This is a genomic window from Brevundimonas sp. (assembly GCF_013912065.1).
Classification (GTDB): Bacteria; Pseudomonadota; Alphaproteobacteria; order Caulobacterales; family Caulobacteraceae; genus Brevundimonas.
Map to the genome: position 1 here is coordinate 73,030 of NZ_JACESA010000012.1, position 15,977 is coordinate 89,006.

20 protein-coding genes are annotated in these 15,977 nt (G+C 66.9%); 7 read left to right on the top strand and 13 right to left on the bottom strand.

Annotation, left to right across the window (positions count from 1 at the left end; all coding sequences use genetic code 11):
* Positions 1-42: 42 nt before the first annotated feature.
* The 8 genes from H2037_RS11660 to coxB all read right to left on the bottom strand — a co-directional run bounded on the left by H2037_RS11660 (position 43) and on the right by coxB (position 6,696).
* The gene (locus tag H2037_RS11660) at positions 43-744 is read right to left on the bottom strand and encodes an SURF1 family protein (protein WP_292121951.1); all 702 of its coding nucleotides are present in this window, start codon (positions 742-744) and stop codon (positions 43-45) included.
* A complete protein-coding gene (locus tag H2037_RS11665; protein WP_292121954.1) occupies positions 741-1,142 on the bottom strand; it encodes a DUF983 domain-containing protein in 402 nt (133 codons plus the stop codon). Before H2037_RS11665 ends, H2037_RS11660 begins: the two co-directional genes overlap by 4 nt.
* On the bottom strand, positions 1,139-2,047 hold the full coding sequence (locus tag H2037_RS11670; protein ID WP_292121957.1) for a cytochrome c oxidase subunit 3: 909 nt from the start codon (positions 2,045-2,047) through the stop codon (positions 1,139-1,141). The genes H2037_RS11665 and H2037_RS11670 overlap by 4 nt, the downstream gene beginning before the upstream one ends.
* A 119-nt stretch (positions 2,048-2,166) precedes the next feature.
* Positions 2,167-2,727 carry a cytochrome c oxidase assembly protein gene (locus H2037_RS11675; protein ID WP_292121960.1) on the bottom strand — a complete coding sequence of 187 codons (561 nt, stop codon included), beginning with the start codon at positions 2,725-2,727 and terminating at the stop codon, positions 2,167-2,169.
* Positions 2,724-2,894 (bottom strand): hypothetical protein, encoded by a 171-nt coding sequence (locus H2037_RS11680; protein WP_292121962.1) that lies wholly within the window; start codon positions 2,892-2,894, stop codon positions 2,724-2,726. The genes H2037_RS11675 and H2037_RS11680 overlap by 4 nt, the downstream gene beginning before the upstream one ends.
* Before the next feature lie 3 nt (positions 2,895-2,897).
* Positions 2,898-3,866 carry a heme o synthase gene (locus H2037_RS11685; protein ID WP_292121965.1) on the bottom strand — a complete coding sequence of 323 codons (969 nt, stop codon included), beginning with the start codon at positions 3,864-3,866 and terminating at the stop codon, positions 2,898-2,900.
* Positions 3,867-3,966: 100 nt separating this feature from the next.
* Positions 3,967-5,646: a cytochrome c oxidase subunit I gene (gene ctaD, locus H2037_RS11690; RefSeq protein WP_292121968.1), complete on the bottom strand. Its 1,680-nt coding sequence runs from the start codon at positions 5,644-5,646 to the stop codon at positions 3,967-3,969.
* A 15-nt stretch (positions 5,647-5,661) separates the two neighbouring features.
* Entirely contained in the window at positions 5,662-6,696 is a 1,035-nt protein-coding gene (gene coxB, locus H2037_RS11695) for a cytochrome c oxidase subunit II (RefSeq protein ID WP_292121971.1), read from the bottom strand.
* Positions 6,697-6,960: 264 nt separating this feature from the next.
* On the opposite strand from coxB, the gene H2037_RS11700 reads away from it, so the two are divergent.
* The 5 genes from H2037_RS11700 to H2037_RS11720 all read left to right on the top strand — a co-directional run bounded on the left by H2037_RS11700 (position 6,961) and on the right by H2037_RS11720 (position 11,162).
* On the top strand, positions 6,961-7,344 hold the full coding sequence (locus tag H2037_RS11700) for a PadR family transcriptional regulator (protein ID WP_292121974.1): 384 nt from the start codon (positions 6,961-6,963) through the stop codon (positions 7,342-7,344).
* Positions 7,341-7,946, top strand: a complete 606-nt coding sequence (locus H2037_RS11705) for a DUF1700 domain-containing protein (RefSeq protein WP_292121977.1) — start codon at positions 7,341-7,343, stop codon at positions 7,944-7,946. The genes H2037_RS11700 and H2037_RS11705 overlap by 4 nt, the downstream gene beginning before the upstream one ends.
* The gene (locus H2037_RS11710) at positions 7,943-8,725 is read left to right on the top strand and encodes a DUF2807 domain-containing protein (RefSeq protein ID WP_292121981.1); all 783 of its coding nucleotides are present in this window, start codon (positions 7,943-7,945) and stop codon (positions 8,723-8,725) included. Before H2037_RS11705 ends, H2037_RS11710 begins: the two co-directional genes overlap by 4 nt.
* Positions 8,726-9,285: 560 nt before the next feature.
* Positions 9,286-10,317: a UbiA family prenyltransferase gene (locus tag H2037_RS11715; RefSeq protein WP_292121984.1), complete on the top strand. Its 1,032-nt coding sequence runs from the start codon at positions 9,286-9,288 to the stop codon at positions 10,315-10,317.
* 11 nt (positions 10,318-10,328) lie between these two features.
* The gene (locus tag H2037_RS11720; RefSeq protein WP_292121987.1) at positions 10,329-11,162 is read left to right on the top strand and encodes a DUF3298 and DUF4163 domain-containing protein; all 834 of its coding nucleotides are present in this window, start codon (positions 10,329-10,331) and stop codon (positions 11,160-11,162) included.
* On the opposite strand, the gene H2037_RS11725 is transcribed toward H2037_RS11720, so the two are convergent.
* Genes H2037_RS11725 through H2037_RS11735 form a run of 3 tightly spaced genes read right to left on the bottom strand, consistent with a single transcriptional unit; the run spans position 11,163 to position 12,712 of the window.
* Positions 11,163-12,071, bottom strand: a complete 909-nt coding sequence (locus H2037_RS11725) for an alpha/beta hydrolase (RefSeq protein WP_292121989.1) — start codon at positions 12,069-12,071, stop codon at positions 11,163-11,165.
* Between the two features lie 39 nt (positions 12,072-12,110).
* Positions 12,111-12,308, bottom strand: a complete 198-nt coding sequence (locus H2037_RS11730; protein WP_287898158.1) for a helix-turn-helix transcriptional regulator — start codon at positions 12,306-12,308, stop codon at positions 12,111-12,113.
* Positions 12,305-12,712, bottom strand: coding sequence for a hypothetical protein (locus H2037_RS11735; protein WP_292121992.1), 408 nt, complete (start codon positions 12,710-12,712; stop codon positions 12,305-12,307). The genes H2037_RS11730 and H2037_RS11735 overlap by 4 nt, the downstream gene beginning before the upstream one ends.
* Before the next feature lie 127 nt (positions 12,713-12,839).
* Here H2037_RS11735 and H2037_RS11740 point away from each other — a divergent pair, with 127 nt between their 5' ends.
* Together H2037_RS11740 and H2037_RS11745 are read left to right on the top strand one after the other, a co-directional pair.
* Positions 12,840-13,799, top strand: a complete 960-nt coding sequence (locus tag H2037_RS11740) for a fatty acid desaturase family protein (RefSeq protein WP_292121996.1) — start codon at positions 12,840-12,842, stop codon at positions 13,797-13,799.
* Positions 13,796-14,446: a methyltransferase gene (locus H2037_RS11745; protein WP_292121998.1), complete on the top strand. Its 651-nt coding sequence runs from the start codon at positions 13,796-13,798 to the stop codon at positions 14,444-14,446. Before H2037_RS11740 ends, H2037_RS11745 begins: the two co-directional genes overlap by 4 nt.
* Before the next feature lie 44 nt (positions 14,447-14,490).
* Here the strand turns inward: H2037_RS11745 and H2037_RS11750 are convergent, their stop codons facing one another.
* Positions 14,491-15,240, bottom strand: a complete 750-nt coding sequence (locus H2037_RS11750) for an EF-hand domain-containing protein (RefSeq protein ID WP_292122001.1) — start codon at positions 15,238-15,240, stop codon at positions 14,491-14,493.
* 140 nt (positions 15,241-15,380) lie between these two features.
* Positions 15,381-15,974, bottom strand: coding sequence for a type 1 glutamine amidotransferase domain-containing protein (locus H2037_RS11755; protein WP_292122004.1), 594 nt, complete (start codon positions 15,972-15,974; stop codon positions 15,381-15,383).
* Between the last annotated feature and the right edge of the window lie 3 nt (positions 15,975-15,977).

A 15,977-nucleotide genomic window follows, 5' to 3' on the forward strand; every position in this document is an offset into this window, starting at 1 on the left:
AGACGACGCGGACGCCGTTGGACAGGGTGTGCAGGGAAGCGGTCAGGAAAGGTCTTTCTTTAATCTGCGTCGAAGCAGGGCCACATAGAAACCCGCCAGCACGATCGCCAGCCCGAACCAGGTCAGGGCGTAACCGAAATGATTGTTGGAGAAGGCCGCCGGCGGCGCCGACGGGCGCAAGGCCGCGAACTCGGGATTGGTCGGAGTGGTCGCAAACACCGCCTCCGGCCGCACCGGCCCCTCGACCTTCAGCGCCAGGGCCATGGCCGCCGTGTCGCGACCGTAGAAGCGGCCGTTCGCCGGCGCCGGGACCAGGGCGCCGGGTGGATCGAAGGTGCGAAACTCGCCGATCAGCACCAGCGGCAGGGTCGAAGACGCCACGCGCGGCCGGGCCGAAACCCCCTCGGCGATGAAACCCCGGTCGATCAGCAGGCTGAAATCCTGACCCACGGGCCGGCAGGCCGAGATCAGCCGCACCCCCGCCTCGCCCTCATGGATGGACTGAAGCTCGATATAGGGCGCGGTCGCCAGTCCGGGACAGACGATGAGGGCCTTGCGGAACTCCAGATCGCCCTGCCGTAAAACCGCGTCCAGAGGCGCGGGCGGTTTCGACGCGGCCGCATCGGCCGCCGCGATCAGGTCCTGTTTCCACTTCAGCCGCTCGACCTGCCACACGCCCAGCCCGACCAGCAGCACCAGAGCCGCCGCCGTCAGCAGGGTCAGGATCCACGGAAACCGTTTCATCGCTGATTCCGGTATTGCAGCCCGATCATCAGCCCCCGCCCCGGCCGCATCAGGGCCAGCGACAGGGCGACCACCAGCGGCAGCCAGACGATCAGGTGCAGCCACATCGGCGGATGATATTTGATTTCGACGAACAGGGCCGAAAACCCGACCAGGAAACCGGCGATCTGCATGATGAAACTGGCCGGACCGTCGCCGGTCTGGATGGTCGAGAAGTCCAGCCCGCAGGCCTCGCATTCGGGCCGCACCTTCAGGAAGCCCGCGAACAGCCGCCCCTGACCGCAGCGCGGGCACCGGCCTTTCAGACCTGCCCGCACCGGGTCGGCGCAAACGGCGACGGCGGGAGACGATCCCTCGTCCCCCGCCGTCTTGAGACTGTCCGTGGTGTCCGGGATCAACCGAAGACGACGTAGACGAAGGCGAACAGGAACAGCCAGACCACGTCGACGAAATGCCAGTACCAGGCGGCCGCCTCGAAGCCGAAATGCTTCTCCGGCGTGAAGTCGCCGCCCAGCAGCCGCAGCAGGCAGACCGCCAGGAAGATGGTGCCGATCAGGACGTGGAAGCCGTGGAAGCCCGTCGCCATGAAGAAGATCGACCCATAGAGGCCCGAGTTGATCGCTTCCTCATTGAAGAACAGGTGCTCGTGCAGGATGTGCTGATATTCGTAGGCCTGAACGCAGGTGAACAGCACGCCCAGGGCCACGGTGATGGCCAGGGCGATCTTGGCGCCCTTTCGGTCGCCGGTCTGGATCGCATGGTGGGCCCAGGTGACGGTGCAGCCGCTCAGCAGCAGGGTGACGGTGTTCAGCAGCGGCAGCTGCCAGGGGCTGAGGACCTCGACCCCCTGCGGCGGCCAGGTCGACCAGGCCTTGGCGGTATCGGCCCAGGTTCCGACTTCCGGCGTCAGGGCGCGGGATTCGTGGAACAGGGCCATGTCGAAGAACATCCAGAAGAAGGCGACGAAGAACATCACCTCGGACGCGATGAACAGGATCATGCCGTAGCGCAGGCCGATCGACACGACCGGCGTATGGTCGCCCGCCTTCGACTCCTTGATCACGTCCGACCACCAGCCGAAGGCCGAGATCAGCACCCCCGCCAGGCCGGCGAAGAAGACGCCCGGCTTGCCCTCGGCCAGGAAGTTCGCGGCGATCACCCCGTTCTCGGCCGGCGCCAGCCCCTTCATCCAGATCACGGCGCCGATGAACATGATCGTCGCGGCGATGGACGACAGCAGCGGCCATGGGCTGGGCGCAACGAGGTGATAGTCGTGGTGCGGTGCGGCGTGCGCGTCGGCCATGCGTTTCATCTCTAATATTAGGCTGGCGATGAACTCGCCTTATCCCCCAGCTATAACGTCCGCTTTTGCGCCGCGCCAGAGGATGCCGTGTTTCCGCCGTGGTCGCCCCGATGGGGCCATCAGGCGCCCGCCCCGCCCCCGGGTCCCGTGGGCGCGTCGACCGAGGGATAGAAGGTGTAGCTCAGGGTGAATTCGCGCGCGCCCTTGGCCTCGCGGTCGGTGGCCAGTTCGGGGGCGATGAAATACTGGACCGGAAACTGACGGGTCTCGCCCGCCGCCAGGGTCTGATCCTGGAAGCAGAAACACTGCAGCTTCTGGAAATAGGGACCGGTGTATTCCGGCACGACATTGTAGCCGGCCCGCACCTGGATCGGCTGATCCGAGGTGTTGGTGACGTCGAAATAGGCCAGGCCAGTCTCGCCGATCCGCACCCTCTGGGTCGTCTGTTCGGCGCGGAAGGTCATGGGCAGGCCGCGCACGTTCGTGTCGAACCGCACCAGCACCGTCTGGTCCAGCACCGTGTCCGGCGCCTTGTCCGCCCGGCGCACCGTGCCGTCGAAGCCCGTGACCTGGCAGAACATCCGGTACAGGGGCACCGCCGCGAAGGCCGCGCCCGTCATCCCCATCACGCCCAGGACGCAGACGACGGCGATCAGGTTCTTGCGGCCGGGATTGTTCATCGTGGCGCCGCCGTCGCCTCTTGCAGCATAGCGCGCCCGGCCGCCTGGTTCTGCTGCAGACGCAGGACCGTGGTGGTGAAGACCAGGACGATGAAGGCGACCAGGGCCGCAGCGATCCAGACATTGCGCCGCTTACGCGCACGCAGTTCCTCGGGGGTCAGACGCATGGCTTAAGCTCCCAGGCCCGACAGGGCCTCGACCAGAAAGGCCGAGAACAGGGCGACCAGATACAGGATCGAAAAGGCGAACAGGTCACGGGCCGGTTTGGCCTGGACCTTGACGTCGTACAATGCGGCCTCGCGTCCCACCGTGTCGGCCTTGTCCGGCTCGTCCCCAGCGCGCGACCGGTAAAGCCGCCAGGCCAGGCCCAGGAAGCCCAGCCCCCCGCCGACCGAGACGACGGCGTAGATCAGCCCGCCCATGCCGACCAGAGCCGGCGCCACGGTCGAGGCCACGAAGACCAGAGAATAGATCAGAATCTGCAGCCGCGTGGACTTCGCCCCCCGCGCCACCGGCATCATCGGTATGCCGGCCTTGGCGTAGTCGCCGGCCGAATACAGGGCCAGGGCCCACGAGTGGGGCGGGGTCCACAGGAAGATGATCAGAAACAGCAGCCAGGCCTGCCAGGGCGCATCGCCCGTCGCCGCCGCCCAGCCGATCACCGGGGGAAAGGCCCCCGCCGCCCCGCCGATGACGATATTCTGCGGCGTCCGCCGCTTCAGTAGCAGGGTGTAGAAGCCAGCGTAATAGACGATAGTCAGGGCCAGAAGACCGGCCGCGAACCAGTTGGTGTTCATCCCCAGCAGCATGACCGAGAACAGGCTTAGGATGACGCCATAGGCCATGGCGTCATTCTTGCGAACGCGTCCCGCCGCCACCGGCCGGCCGCGCGTGCGTCGCATCAGGGCGTCGGTCTCGCCCTCCAGCGCCATGTTCAGAGACCCGGCCGCGCCCGCCCCGACGGCGATGCACAGGATGGCGATGGCGGCGACCAGGGGGTTTATCGATCCCGGCGCCATGACCAGGCCGGTCACGGCGGTGAAGACCACCACCGACATGACGCGCGGCTTCAGCAGCTGGAAATAGTCTTCCGGCTGGGCGGTCGAAATCCTGGGCTGGCTCTGGACGTCTTGGGTCATGGGTACGAGGTCATCGGCACGCGCGGCATAGCACACCCGAAAGCAGAAGGCCGCCCCTTCCGGTGGAAAGAGCGGCCCCTGCGTCAGGTCGAGCCTGTGATCAGTGGTCGTCGCCCTTGACCACCGGCAGTTCGTTGAACTGGTGCGTCGGCGGCGGCGAGGACAGGGTCCATTCCAGGGTCGTGGCGCCTTCGCCCCAGGGATTGGCGACGCCCGGACGACGGCGGATGGCGGCCTCGGCCAGCATGATCAGGAAGACCACCACGCCGATCGCCGTGATCGCATAGCCGATCGACGACACCTGGTTCCACAGGGTGAAGGCGTCCGGATAGTCGACATAGCGACGCGGCATGCCCTGCAGACCCAGGAAGTGCTGCGGGAAGAAGACCAGGTTCACCCCGACGAACATGATCCAGAAATGGGTCGCGCCGAGGAACTCGTTGTACTTCACCCCGAACATCTTCTCGAACCAGTAGTAGAAGCCGGCGAAGATGGCGAAGACGGCGCCCAGCGACAGCACATAGTGGAAGTGGGCCACGACATAATAAGTGTCGTGCAGGCTGTAATCGATGCCGGCGTTCGACAGGACCACGCCCGTCACCCCGCCGACGGTGAACAGGAAGATGAAGCCGATGGCCCACAGCATGGGAGTCTTGAAGCTGATGGACCCGCCCCACATGGTGGCGATCCAGCTGAAGATCTTCACCCCCGTCGGCACCGCGATGATCATGGTCGCGGCGATGAAATAGGCGCGCAGATTGATGCTCATCCCGACCGTGTACATGTGGTGCGCCCACACGATGAAGCCGACGAAGCCGATGGCCACCATGGCGTAGGCCATGGCCAGATAGCCGAACACCGGCTTCTTCGAGAAGGTCGAGACGATGTGGCTGATGATGCCGAAGCCCGGCAGGATCAGGATGTAGACTTCCGGGTGACCAAAGAACCAGAATAGGTGCTGGTACATGATCGGATCGCCGCCGCCGGCCGGATCGAAGAAGTGGGTGTTGAAGTTGCGGTCGGTCAGCAACATGGTGATCGCCCCCGCCAGAACCGGCAGCGACAGCAGCAGCAGGAAGGCGGTGATCAGCACCGACCAGGCGAACAGCGGCATCCGGTGCAGGGTCATGCCCGGCGCCCGCATGTTCAGGATCGTGGTGATGAAGTTGATCGCGCCCAGGATCGAGCTGGCGCCCGCCACGTGCAGGGCGAAGATGGCCAGGTCGAAGGCCGGGCCGACGTGGCCCGTGGTCGACAGCGGCGGATAGGCTGTCCAGCCCCCGCCGAATCCCTTGCCCGGTCCGCCGTCGACGAACATCGACAGGCACAGCAGCACCCAGGCCGCGACCAGCAGCCAGAAGGAGATGTTGTTCATGCGCGGGAAGGCCATGTCCGGCGCCCCGATCATGATCGGCACGAACCAGTTGCCGAAGCCGCCGATCATGGCGGGCATGACCATGAAGAAGATCATGATCAGGGCGTGGGCCGTGACGGTGACGTTATAGCCGTGCTTGGACTGTTCCACGAGACCCAGCAGTTGGATCGACGAGCCTTCCTTGAAGATCTGGATGCCCGGCTCGGCCAGTTCCCAGCGGATCAGGCCCGACAGGGCGCCGCCCACGATGCCCGCCATGATGGCGAACAGCAGGTACAGGGTGCCGATGTCCTTGTGATTGGTCGACAGGAACCAGCGGGTGAAGAAGCCCGGCTTGTCGTCGTGATGCGGGTGCGCCTCGTGCGCGTGAAGCGTGTCGCGGGCGGAGATGGTAGCGTCAGCCATGAAACTGCTCGCCTCTTACTGGGCGGCCGGCACGGCGGGAGCCGCGGCGGGAGCGGGTTGAGCGGTCGGCGTCGTCGCCGTCTGCGCGGTCGGTATGTCGTCGTTGGCGCCGAACTGGGGACCGGTCGTGGCGGTTCCCAGGACGGGAGCGCCCGTGGTGCCGACCGCGGCCTGGGCGGCGGTTCCGCCCGGCGCGGCCTCGGCCGCCGGCGGCGTCATCGAGCCGCCCTTGGACACGACCCAGCGCTCGAACTCGGCCTGGGACACCACATTGATCTGGATCGGCATGAAGGCGTGGTCGACGCCGCACAGTTCCGAGCACTGGCCGTAGAAGACGCCGGTGCGTTCGGCCTTGAACCAGGTCTCGTTGACCCGGCCGGGCACGGCGTCGGTCTTCAGGCCGAAGGCCGGCAGGGCGACGGCGTGGATGACGTCCGAGGCTGTGATCAGCAGTCGCACCGTCTGACCGACCGGCACCACCATCGGCTCGTCCGCCGCCAGGCGATAGACGCTGTGCGACAGGCCGCGCTCGGCCAGTTCGTTTTCCGGCACCATGTTGGAGATATATTCCGCGACGCCCTGGTCCGGATATTCATAGGCCCAGTTCCACTGGTTGCCCGTGACCTTCACCGTCAGGTCCGGCTCCGGCATGTCGTGATACGAGAACAGCAGCCGGAACGAGAACAGCGAGATCCCCACCAGAATCACCACCGGCAGCACCGTCCACACGATCTCGACCATCGTGTTGTGGCTCCAGCGCGCGGGCGTCGGATTGGATTTCTTGTTGTAGCGGAACACGATCCAGGCCAGCAGGCCCAGCACCAGCAGGGTGATGAAGGTGATCACCGGCATCAGCACGATATTGTGGAACCAGATGGCGTCGTGCTTCAGCGGCGCGGCGGCCGGCTGAAGATCGATGCCGCCGGGCGTCGGCTGGCCCATCAGATCCTGCGCCCAAGCCGGCGCGGCGAAGAACAGGGCCAGTCCCACGGCTGTCGCCGCGGACGTCGCCGCCTTCGCTCCTGTCAGGGCTCGCGTCCCCATTCCCATACGAAGTCCCCATAATATCGTTTAGCAGCAGAGACTTGAGAATGGCTCTCAAGTCTTCGCGCGGGCATGTTATTCCACCCGGCACTCTGTCGAGTCCCTATCGGATCGCCCTTCGCTTGCCAAGCGATCCCCACGCCGCACGCCGTAAACCCGCCTCAATGTCTCGCCGAACCGCGTTGGATTAAACCTTCGTCATGTTTAAGCAGGTACCTTGCGTCACAAGATACCTTGCCGTAATCAATCCCCATCAGAGGAGAGACAGAGGTGTCCGAAACCATCGAAATACAACTGAAGAAGGGGGTTCTGGGCCTATGCGTCCTGGCGCTCCTGAACCGCGCCGACAGCTACGCCTACGAGATCGCCAGCCGTCTGTCGGACGCGATCGGCATGGGAGAGGGCACCATCTACCCCCTCATGCGGCGCATGCAGTCGGACGGACAGGTCGAGACCTATCTGGTCGAATCCTCGTCCGGCCCGTCGCGGAAATACTATCGCCTGACCGAAGCAGGACGGACGGCCCTCGCCGCCCAGACCGCCGAATGGTCGGCCTTCACCCGGGCCGTCGACGCCGTAGTGGCCGATACGCCCAGCATTCAAGAGCCCAGCGCTCAAGAGCCCAAGGCTCAACCGGAGGGAACGGAACAATGACGCGCGCCGAATTCATCGCCCGTCTCAGAAGCGGCCTGGTCGGCCTGCCGACCGCCACGGCGAACGACATCGTCGCCGACTATGAGACCCATTTCGCCGACGGCCTGGCCGCCGGCCGCACCGAGGCCGAGGTGGCCGACGCTCTTGGCGATCCGGGCCGGCTTGCCCGCGAGTTGAAGGCCGAGGCCGGCATCCAGCGCTGGCGCCAGGAGAAGAACCCCTCCGCCGCCGCCGCCGCCGTCTTCGCCGTCCTGGGCCTGGGGGCCATCGACATCCTGATCCTTCTGCCGATCATGATGGGCGTGGTGGGGACCCTGTTCGGCTTCTTCATCGCCGCCATCGCCCTGTTCTTCTCGGGCGGCGCGGTCATGGTCGCCGGTCCTTTCGCCGGCTTCCCCGGCGGCCCGTTCGCGGCGGTCCTGATGGGGCTGGGCCTGATGGCCGGCGCCGTCTTCATCGGCGCCCTCTTGACCATCGTCACCATCTGGCTAGTCAACGGAACCGTCTGGTTCGCCCGCCTGCACTACCGGCTGCTGAAGCCGGCGCTTGAACCCCAATCCGCCGCCCAATCTGAAGCCTCGAGCTCGGGAGTCTCGGCATGATCCGCACACTGTTCATCATCGCCGGCGCCGCCCTGGTGCTGTGCCTCGTCACCATGGGCGGAGCGCTCGCGCTCGGCGGCCATGATCTGCAACGCCACGGCTGGGCCTGGACCATCAAGAACCGCGACGGCGAGACCATCCGCTTCGAACGGGTCAAGAACGCGGGAACCGAGGACCTCGGCCCCTTCACCACGCGGACCCTGGCCTGGACCGGCGGCGACACCCTGGCCGTCGATTCCAGCCTTGATGTCGAATACGTCCAGGGGCCGGCTGACACCGTCGTCATTACGGGTCCCAAGAGCCTGACCGATCGGGTCCGTCTTCAGGACGGCCGCCTTTCCCTCGGCGACGGGGACGAAAGGGTGGTCTTCGGCTGGAACGGCGGAAACTTCTCGGCCCGGTCGGAGCGCGACGAACTGCGCGTCGTGGTCACCGCCCGCGATGTGCGGAACTTCGCCTCCAACGGCTCGGGCGACCTGGACATCCGGGACTATGACCAGCCGACCCTGGGCCTGTCCATCTCGGGTTCCGCCGACGTGACCGCCGCCGGCCGCACCGAGGGCCTGGACCTCGCCATCGCCGGCTCCGGCGACGCCGATCTCCGGGGCTTGAACACTCGGGACGCCACGGTCGCCATCTCCGGTTCCGGCGACGCCGACCTGGCCCCCACCGGCGACGTCGAGGTCCGCATCGCGGGCTCCGGCGACGTCACCCTGGCCACCCGCCCGGCCAAACTGACCAGCGAAATCGCCGGCTCCGGCGACGTCTACCAGAACTGAAAATGATCGGCCCCTCCCCCCTTCCGGGGGAGGGGTTTTCTTTCTCCCACAAGGGAAGAAGGCTCCTCTCTTCTTTCGTCATTCCGGGCGAAGCGTAGCGAAGACCCGGAACCCAGCGGCGCGCGAGAGCGCGAACCTGCCGCGGTCTCGATCTTTCAGCATCCTGCGGCTTGGGCCAACCCTCACAATGACGCTGGTACGGCCCTAACGATTTCAAGGCCTTGCCGAAATCTCGCGCCGCGTTTCCCGCCTGGGTTCCCCCACGGTGTAAGGATGGAGCCCGGCGGACCCATTTTCGATCCGCCCCGGTCTTTGACATCGCCGCCAGACTTAAGCTGAAGTCATGGGCCCCCTCTTCGGAGCCCGACATCCCGATTAAAACTGCACTCAATTGCACAGTGCAATCTCGCGGGAAGATTTATGCCAGCAAAAACAGCGATTTATTTCGAAATTGCACAGTTTGCACTGATTTCGTCCCTGTGCAATTCGGCCGAAGCCTTGGCCGGTTCAGCGCCCATTCCCGCCTTCACCCTGCCGCCCATTCCCGCTAAGCCTTGGCCATGACCTCCGCCCCCCTCCCCGACGCCGGCGCCAACTGGGTGGACCGCCATGCGCCCGAGGCGCTGAAGCCGTGGCTGAAGCTGGGGCGGTTCGATCGGCCCATCGGCATCTGGCTGCTGCTGCTGCCCGGGTGGCAGGGGATCGCCCTGGCCCTGGCCCAGTATCGCCAAGCGCCCGGCCTCTATGACCTGTGGCTGTTCGTCGGCTTCGGGATCGGCGCCTGCCTGATGCGGGCCGCCGGCTGCGGCTTCAACGACATCGTCGACCGCGACTTCGACGCCAAGGTCGCCCGCACCGCCCTGCGCCCCATCCCCGCCGGCCTGATCAGCCTCAAACAGGCCTGGGCCTTCGTCGTGGCCTGCAGCCTGATCAGCCTCCTGATCCTGCTGACCCTGCCGACCGTCGCCATCCTGCTGGGCGTCGGCTCCTGCGCCCTGGTCGCCGCCTATCCCTTCATGAAGCGGATCACCTGGTGGCCTCAGGCCTGGCTGGGCCTGACCTTCAACTGGGGCGCCCTGATGGGATTCGCCGCCGCCCTGCCGCTGGCGGCCGCGGCGCTTCTGCTGCCCCCGGATATCATCGACGAGTTCCGTCCCTTCCTCTGGTCGCCGTCCAGCGACAGCGGCCACGCGATCGCTCTGACATGGCAGGCCTACGCCCCCGCCGTCTTCCTCTACCTCGGCGGAGTCTTCTGGACCCTCGGCTACGACACCGTCTACGCCCTGCAGGACATCGAGGACGACGCCATGATCGGGGTCAAATCCTCGGCCCGGCGTCTGGCCTCGGCCGTCCGTCCCGGCGTCGCCGTCTTCTACGTCATCAGCCTGGCCCTCGCCGCTCTGGCCGGCCTCGCCGCCGGCCTGGGCCCGCTGTTCTGGATCGGCCTCGTCGCCTACGCCGCCCATCTGGCCCGGCAGGTCGCCCGCCTCGACCGCACCGACGGCGCCCTGGCGCTGAAGCTGTTCAAGTCCAACCGCGAAGCGGGCCTGATCCTGCTCGCCGCCATCGCCCTCGGATCTCTCGGCCTGTGAAGGAGCCCCCCATGACCTCCACCGTTCGCCTTCTGCTGCTGTCGGCCGCCGTCGCCGCGACCGTCGCCGCCTGCCAGCGCCGCGATGACAAGGCCGAGGCGCCGGCCCCCGCCCCGGCCGCGCCCGCCGCCGTCACCGACGCTTCGGCCGGCGCGCCGATGAGCTTCGATTCCAAGACCCAGTACGCCACCGTCAAACTGACCCTGCCGGACGCCGTCAAATCCAAGCCGGATCTGCACGCCCCCCTCTACGCCGCCGCCGTGCGCGACCTGCGTCAGTTCTCCGAGGGCGCCCAGGCCGACCTGTCCGAAGCCGGCGGCGGCCCCGGCGCCTACGAGAAGACCATCGCCTTCGAGCCCGGCGCCGAGACCGGGAAACTGTTCAGCCTGGCCCGCACCGATTTCGAATTCACCGGCGGCGCCCATCCCAACACCAGTTTCTCGGCCGTCCTGTGGGACAAGGCGATGAAGAAGCGGCTGGGCTTCGCCGACCTGTTCCGCCCCGGCGCCGACCTGTCCGGTCTGGACAAGGCCCTGTGCGACGCCGCCAACGCCGCCAAACAGGCCCGCTCGCCCGGCTCGGAGACGGCGACCCTGGGCGGCAAGATGTGGACCTGCCCCAAGGCCGTCGCCACCCCCTTCGTCCTGACCCCCGGCACGACGCCGGGCAAGGCGGGCGGCGTTACCTTCCTGATCGGCGCCTATCAGATCGGCCCCTATTCGGACGGGGCTTACCGCATAGCCGTGCCCCAGTCGGTCTTCCGCTCCCTGCTCAACCCGGCCTACGCCGACGAGTTCGCCGGCGCGCCAGTCAAGGCCGGGGACGTGACGCCCAAGCCGGGCTGATCAATCCGCCAGGAACTGATCCACCAGCGCCGCGAACGGCTGCGGCTGGTCGGCCATGATGAAATGCCGGCTGTCGTCGACGCGGATCAGCTTCACGCCGGGCAGGGCCGCATATTCCCGCGCCCACAGGTCTCCGCCCTCCGCCCCGGCGTGAAGGGCGGTCACCGGCGTCGTCATCGCGGCCAACCCGGCCCGGGCGTCCGTGATCATCACATCCTTCATGGCTGCGGCGAAGGCTCGCCGATCGCTGGCCATTGACCAGTCCAGGATCCGCGCCTGTTCGGCGGGCGTGTTCGACAGCGCCCGCGCCGTCCCCTCCTGCTGCGCCCGGAAGGTCGCGGCGTCGGCGCCCAGGATCATGGCCGCCGCCCGGTCCGCAAACGGCCGCGCGCTCTCGGCCGTCACCGCAGGTCCGAACATCACGCTGTAGAAGGGCAGGGAATCCACCGACATCAGCCGGCCGACCAGATCGGGATGCTGTTGCGCCAGCAGAAGACCGCTGAGGCCGCCCAGCGAATGGCCGATCACCGCCGGCCGAACCAGTCCGGCCTCGCGGATATAGCGGGCCAGTTCATCGACCTCCGGCTGAACGAAGTCGCCGTCGCCGTGGGTCCAGGGTTCGCCGGCGAACCCGGCCAGCTGCACCAGATGGACCCGGTGCGCAGCCTTCAGCCGATCCGCCGTCGCCCGCCACACTTCGCGCGACGAACCCAGACCAGGAATCAGGATCACGTTGGGACCGGCGCCGACAACCTGGACCGACAGCCGGTCGGACACGAAGGGCGCGGCGGCTGCCGGCGCCTGGGCGAAGGCGGCGGTCACCCCGACCGCCAGCGAGGGCGTGCAGACAGCCAGACCGAACAGGGCGGCGCGCAGGCGCGGGCGCGCCTTGAAGAAGGCGTTGAACATCGGAAGTCTCCCTTGGGTTTGAAGCTTGGTCCGCCGCCGTCAGGCGTGCGGGTTCTCGAAAATATCCTCGACCGGCCGGTCGAAAGTCGCCGCGATCCGGTAGGCCAGGTCCAGCGACGGATCGTGCCGCTCGGTTTCCAGGGCGATCACCGCCTGTCGCGACACGCCCAGCGCCTGCCCCAGCTGCTCCTGGGTCCAGCCTCGCTCGACGCGCAGCAGTTTCAGGCGGTTCTTCATCGGCTGCTCCGGATGAAGGGCGAGGTCAGGCCGTACATCCCCCAGAACAGAGGCAGGATCAGCCAGGTCTCGATATGCGGCGCCCCCGCGAAACTCTCGCCGAAGCCCCAGAAGGTGGCGACGCCCAAGGTCATTCCGGCGGCCAGGACGAACTGTTTGACCATCACGCCGCGCACGAACTCGTCACTTTCCTGCATCAGGGACAGGAAGGCCCAGATCTGGCCGATGACCGGCGCCGAGACCGCGGCCGCCAGCACCCAGGCCGCGGGCTTGCCCATGATCTCGTCAAAGGCGTCGGTGGTCATCATCGCCACGCAGATCGCCACATAGGGGACCGTGAAGGCCGTCATACGCAAGAGATAGCGCCGATGCGCGGGGGTGGTTGATTTGCTTGTAGTCAACATGTCTCGCCTCCTCGTGTAAGGGCAACCTGACATCAGGCACATGTAATGTCAACCTGACTTTTTGTCAGGATAGTCTAACGCCATCTCTCCGCTTTGCCGGCCCCCTCGCCAGAGGTAGAATGGACCCATGTCCGCCGCCCCGCGTATCGCCCCCTCGACCCTGTTCACCCCGGAGGAATGGGCGCCCTTCCAGACCCGCCCGGCCTGGGCGGGGCCGCTGCTGGTCGTCCACTGCTGGGGCGTGATCGCCTTCGCCGTCGTCGCGGGGGTCCTTGTTCCCTGGCTGATCCCGATCTGCGTCATGATCGTCGGCACGCGGCAGCTGGGCCTGGCCATACTGATGCACGAGGCGGCGCACGGCGGGCTGTCGAAGACCGCGAAGTGGAACGATTTTCTGGGCCACTGGCTCTGCGCCGTGCCGATCGGAGCGGACCTGGGGGCCTATCGCCCCTATCACCTGACCCATCACCGTTTCGCCCAACAGCCGGAAGATCCCGACCTGATGCTCTCGGCGCCCTTCCCCGTCTCGCCCGCCTCGCTGCGCCGCAAGATGATCCGCGACCTGACGGGCCAGACCTTCTTCAAGCAGCGGATCCTGCTGCCGCTGGCGATGGCCTCCGACAAATCGCGCTCAAACAGCTCGAAGGGCGATAGCGCCCATGAGTATGAGGCCGTCGTCACCGGCCGCTCGATCCTGCCCTTCCTGGCCGTCAACGCCCTGATCCTGGCGGGCTTCGTCGCGGCGGGGGTCTGGTGGGCCTTCTTCGCCCTGTGGCTGCTGCCGATGGCGACCTGGTTCCCGATGGTGACGCGGCTGAGAAACATCGCCGAACACGCCTGCGTCGAGGGCTCTTCCGCCGACGCCTTCCGCGCCGCCCGCACCACCCGCGCCTCCTGGTGGGAGCGGGTCTTCATCGCCCCCTACTGGGTCAATTTCCACGCCGAACATCACCTGTTCATGCATGTGCCCTGCTGGAAGCTTCCCGCCCTGCACCGCGCCGTCCACGCCCGCCCCCAGGCGGCAGTCATGGAGGTTGCGCCCGGTTATGTCAGCGTCCTGAAGACGGCGACCCGCCGTCCACGATGACCATTTCCGATCCCGCCGCCTTCATCCGCGCCAACACGCGGCTCCAGCCCGTGCCGCATGCCCCGGAAATCTCGCTGTGGCTGGCGGACGAGATCACGCCCATCTGGCGGCTGACGGAAGAGGAACTCGGCGAACTGGGCCTGCCGCCGCCCTTCTGGGCCTTCGCCTGGGCCGGGGGTCAGGCGCTGAGCCGCTATCTGCTCGATCATCCGCACGAGGTCGCCGGCAAGCGTGTCCTGGACTTCGCCGCCGGTTCGGGCCTGGTCGGGGTCGCGGCGATGCGCGCCGGCGCCGCCTGCGTCCTGTGCGCCGACATCGACCCCTTCTGCCAGGCCGCCACAGCCGCCAACGCCCGGGCCAACGGCGTGACGCTGGACTTCACCGACCGCAACCTGCTGGACGGCCCGCCGCCCGAGGTCGAGGTCATCTGCGCCGGCGACATCTGCTACGAAAAGCCGATGACCGAGGCCGTGTTGGCTTGGTTGGCTCAAGCCCGCGCCCAGGGGGCCCGCGTCTTGATCGGAGATCCGGGCCGCACCTATTTTCCCCGTACCGGCCTCGAATTCCTGGCCGAATACAGGGTGCCCACGACCCGCGAACTGGAAGATCAGGAGATCAAGCGGGCGTCGGTCTGGTCGATGCCCTGATCGAGAGCGCCGGCGGGGCGTCGCCGCCCCGCCGGTTCTTTCCGTCAGGCTGCGGCCATCAGGCTTCCGGTCGTCTCCTCGGACGACCAGCGTCCGTAAGATTCGACCTGTTTGGCCATCATGGTCTCGAAGGCCGAGGTCAGTTCGGTAAGGCTCAACCCGCCGTCGCTGTCCGTGTCCAGAGCGGCGAAAGCGTCGCCGACGCTGGAGGAGTCGTCCTGGCCGAGAGAGGCCAGCAGTTCGTCCAGACTGACCGTGCCGTCCTCGTTGGTGTCGGCGGCGTCGAACACCGTCGAAGCGGTCTCCTCCGCCGAGGCCGGAGCCGCGTCGCCCGGAGGTCCGCCGCGCGGCGGACCCATGGCCTGAAGACCGGCCTCGAGTTCGTCGGCGCTCATCACCCCGTCGCTGTCGGCGTCCAGCGAGGCGAAGGCATCGGCGAGCCCCGAGGTGTCGGACAGGCCGAGCGCGGACCCGATCTCGTCCAGGCTCAGGCCGCCGTCGCTGTCTGAATCGAAGTCGGAGATCAGACTACTGACGAAGTCCTGGCCGGTCGAGGCCGCCTCCTGACTTTCGAGGAGTGCGGACATTGTGTCCGAACTGAGGCTGGTCGCCGCCGAGCTTGCAGGCGGGGGACCGGACGGCGGGGCGGGCGGTGATCCGCCCTGACTGGGGCTGAACAGCCCCTCGCTGGGCGAAGTTTGCCCAGTGGATCCGGCGCTCTGGGTCTGGAACAGGTCGCGCAGCGCCTGAAGCGACAGACCGGCAGAGGCCGAGGATGCGGAGGATATCTGCATTCCTGACTCCTGATCGGAGGGCGACGATGTCCCGCCCAGCCATGGCCGAGCGTCCCGTCACGCCCGGCCATGCAAGATTCGTCGAGAACTTAGATCAAGAGTATGTATTTCTTACCTTATTTCACTACTGACACATTCATTCAGTGTGAAACCGGCTGGGCCTGGTCGGTCTTGTCCGCCTGCGCCTGGTGACGGCCTTCGGCGAATTCCTCGATCATCTTGGCGTTGAATGCGGGGATGTCGTCGGGCTTGCGGCTGGTCACCAGGCCCTCGTCGACGACCACCGGCTCGTCCACCACATTTGCGCCGGCGTTTCTCAGATCGGTGCGGATGCTGTTGAAGGCGGTCAGGGTTCGCCCCTCGACCACCCCGGCCTCGATCAACAGCCAGGGCGCGTGGCAGATGGCGGCGACCGGCTTGCCGGCGTCGAAGAAGGCGCGGACGAACTTCACCGCATCCTGGTTGGCCCGCAGCTGGTCCGGATTGGCCACGCCGCCGGGCAGCATCAGCGCCGAATAGGCCGAGGCGTCGACGCCGGCCACCGCCTTGTCCGCCGTCACCTTGTCGCCGGGGGTCAGGTGGTTGAACCCCTGGAAGGGTCCGGCCTTCAGCGAAATCACCTCGACGACTGCGCCGGCTTCCTTCAGCGCCTTCATCGGTTCGGTCAGCTCGACCAGTTCGACGCCGTCGGTGGCCAGGATGGCGACGGTCTTGCCGGATAGGGTCTGGGCCATGGG

Excerpts from the sequence above, each read along its gene's own strand:
- H2037_RS11720 (WP_292121987.1), top strand. The coding sequence starts at position 10,329 with ATGACCTCCACCGTTCGCCTTCTGCTGCTGTCGGCCGCCGTCGCCGCG.
- H2037_RS11735 (WP_292121992.1), bottom strand. The coding sequence starts at position 12,712 with ATGTTGACTACAAGCAAATCAACCACCCCCGCGCATCGGCGCTATCTC.
- H2037_RS11710 (WP_292121981.1), top strand. The coding sequence starts at position 7,943 with ATGATCCGCACACTGTTCATCATCGCCGGCGCCGCCCTGGTGCTGTGC.
- H2037_RS11715 (WP_292121984.1), top strand. The coding sequence starts at position 9,286 with ATGACCTCCGCCCCCCTCCCCGACGCCGGCGCCAACTGGGTGGACCGC.
- H2037_RS11740 (WP_292121996.1), top strand. The coding sequence starts at position 12,840 with ATGTCCGCCGCCCCGCGTATCGCCCCCTCGACCCTGTTCACCCCGGAG.
- H2037_RS11685 (WP_292121965.1), bottom strand. The coding sequence starts at position 3,866 with ATGACCCAAGACGTCCAGAGCCAGCCCAGGATTTCGACCGCCCAGCCG.
- H2037_RS11680 (WP_292121962.1), bottom strand. The coding sequence starts at position 2,894 with ATGCGTCTGACCCCCGAGGAACTGCGTGCGCGTAAGCGGCGCAATGTC.
- H2037_RS11725 (WP_292121989.1), bottom strand. The coding sequence starts at position 12,071 with ATGTTCAACGCCTTCTTCAAGGCGCGCCCGCGCCTGCGCGCCGCCCTG.
- H2037_RS11660 (WP_292121951.1), bottom strand. The coding sequence starts at position 744 with ATGAAACGGTTTCCGTGGATCCTGACCCTGCTGACGGCGGCGGCTCTG.
- H2037_RS11705 (WP_292121977.1), top strand. The coding sequence starts at position 7,341 with ATGACGCGCGCCGAATTCATCGCCCGTCTCAGAAGCGGCCTGGTCGGC.
- ctaD (WP_292121968.1), bottom strand. The coding sequence starts at position 5,646 with ATGGCTGACGCTACCATCTCCGCCCGCGACACGCTTCACGCGCACGAG.
- H2037_RS11730 (WP_287898158.1), bottom strand. The coding sequence starts at position 12,308 with ATGAAGAACCGCCTGAAACTGCTGCGCGTCGAGCGAGGCTGGACCCAG.
- H2037_RS11755 (WP_292122004.1), bottom strand. The coding sequence starts at position 15,974 with ATGGCCCAGACCCTATCCGGCAAGACCGTCGCCATCCTGGCCACCGAC.
- H2037_RS11675 (WP_292121960.1), bottom strand. The coding sequence starts at position 2,727 with ATGAACAATCCCGGCCGCAAGAACCTGATCGCCGTCGTCTGCGTCCTG.
- H2037_RS11670 (WP_292121957.1), bottom strand. The coding sequence starts at position 2,047 with ATGGCCGACGCGCACGCCGCACCGCACCACGACTATCACCTCGTTGCG.
- coxB (WP_292121971.1), bottom strand. The coding sequence starts at position 6,696 with ATGGGAATGGGGACGCGAGCCCTGACAGGAGCGAAGGCGGCGACGTCC.
- H2037_RS11745 (WP_292121998.1), top strand. The coding sequence starts at position 13,796 with ATGACCATTTCCGATCCCGCCGCCTTCATCCGCGCCAACACGCGGCTC.
- H2037_RS11750 (WP_292122001.1), bottom strand. The coding sequence starts at position 15,240 with ATGCAGATATCCTCCGCATCCTCGGCCTCTGCCGGTCTGTCGCTTCAG.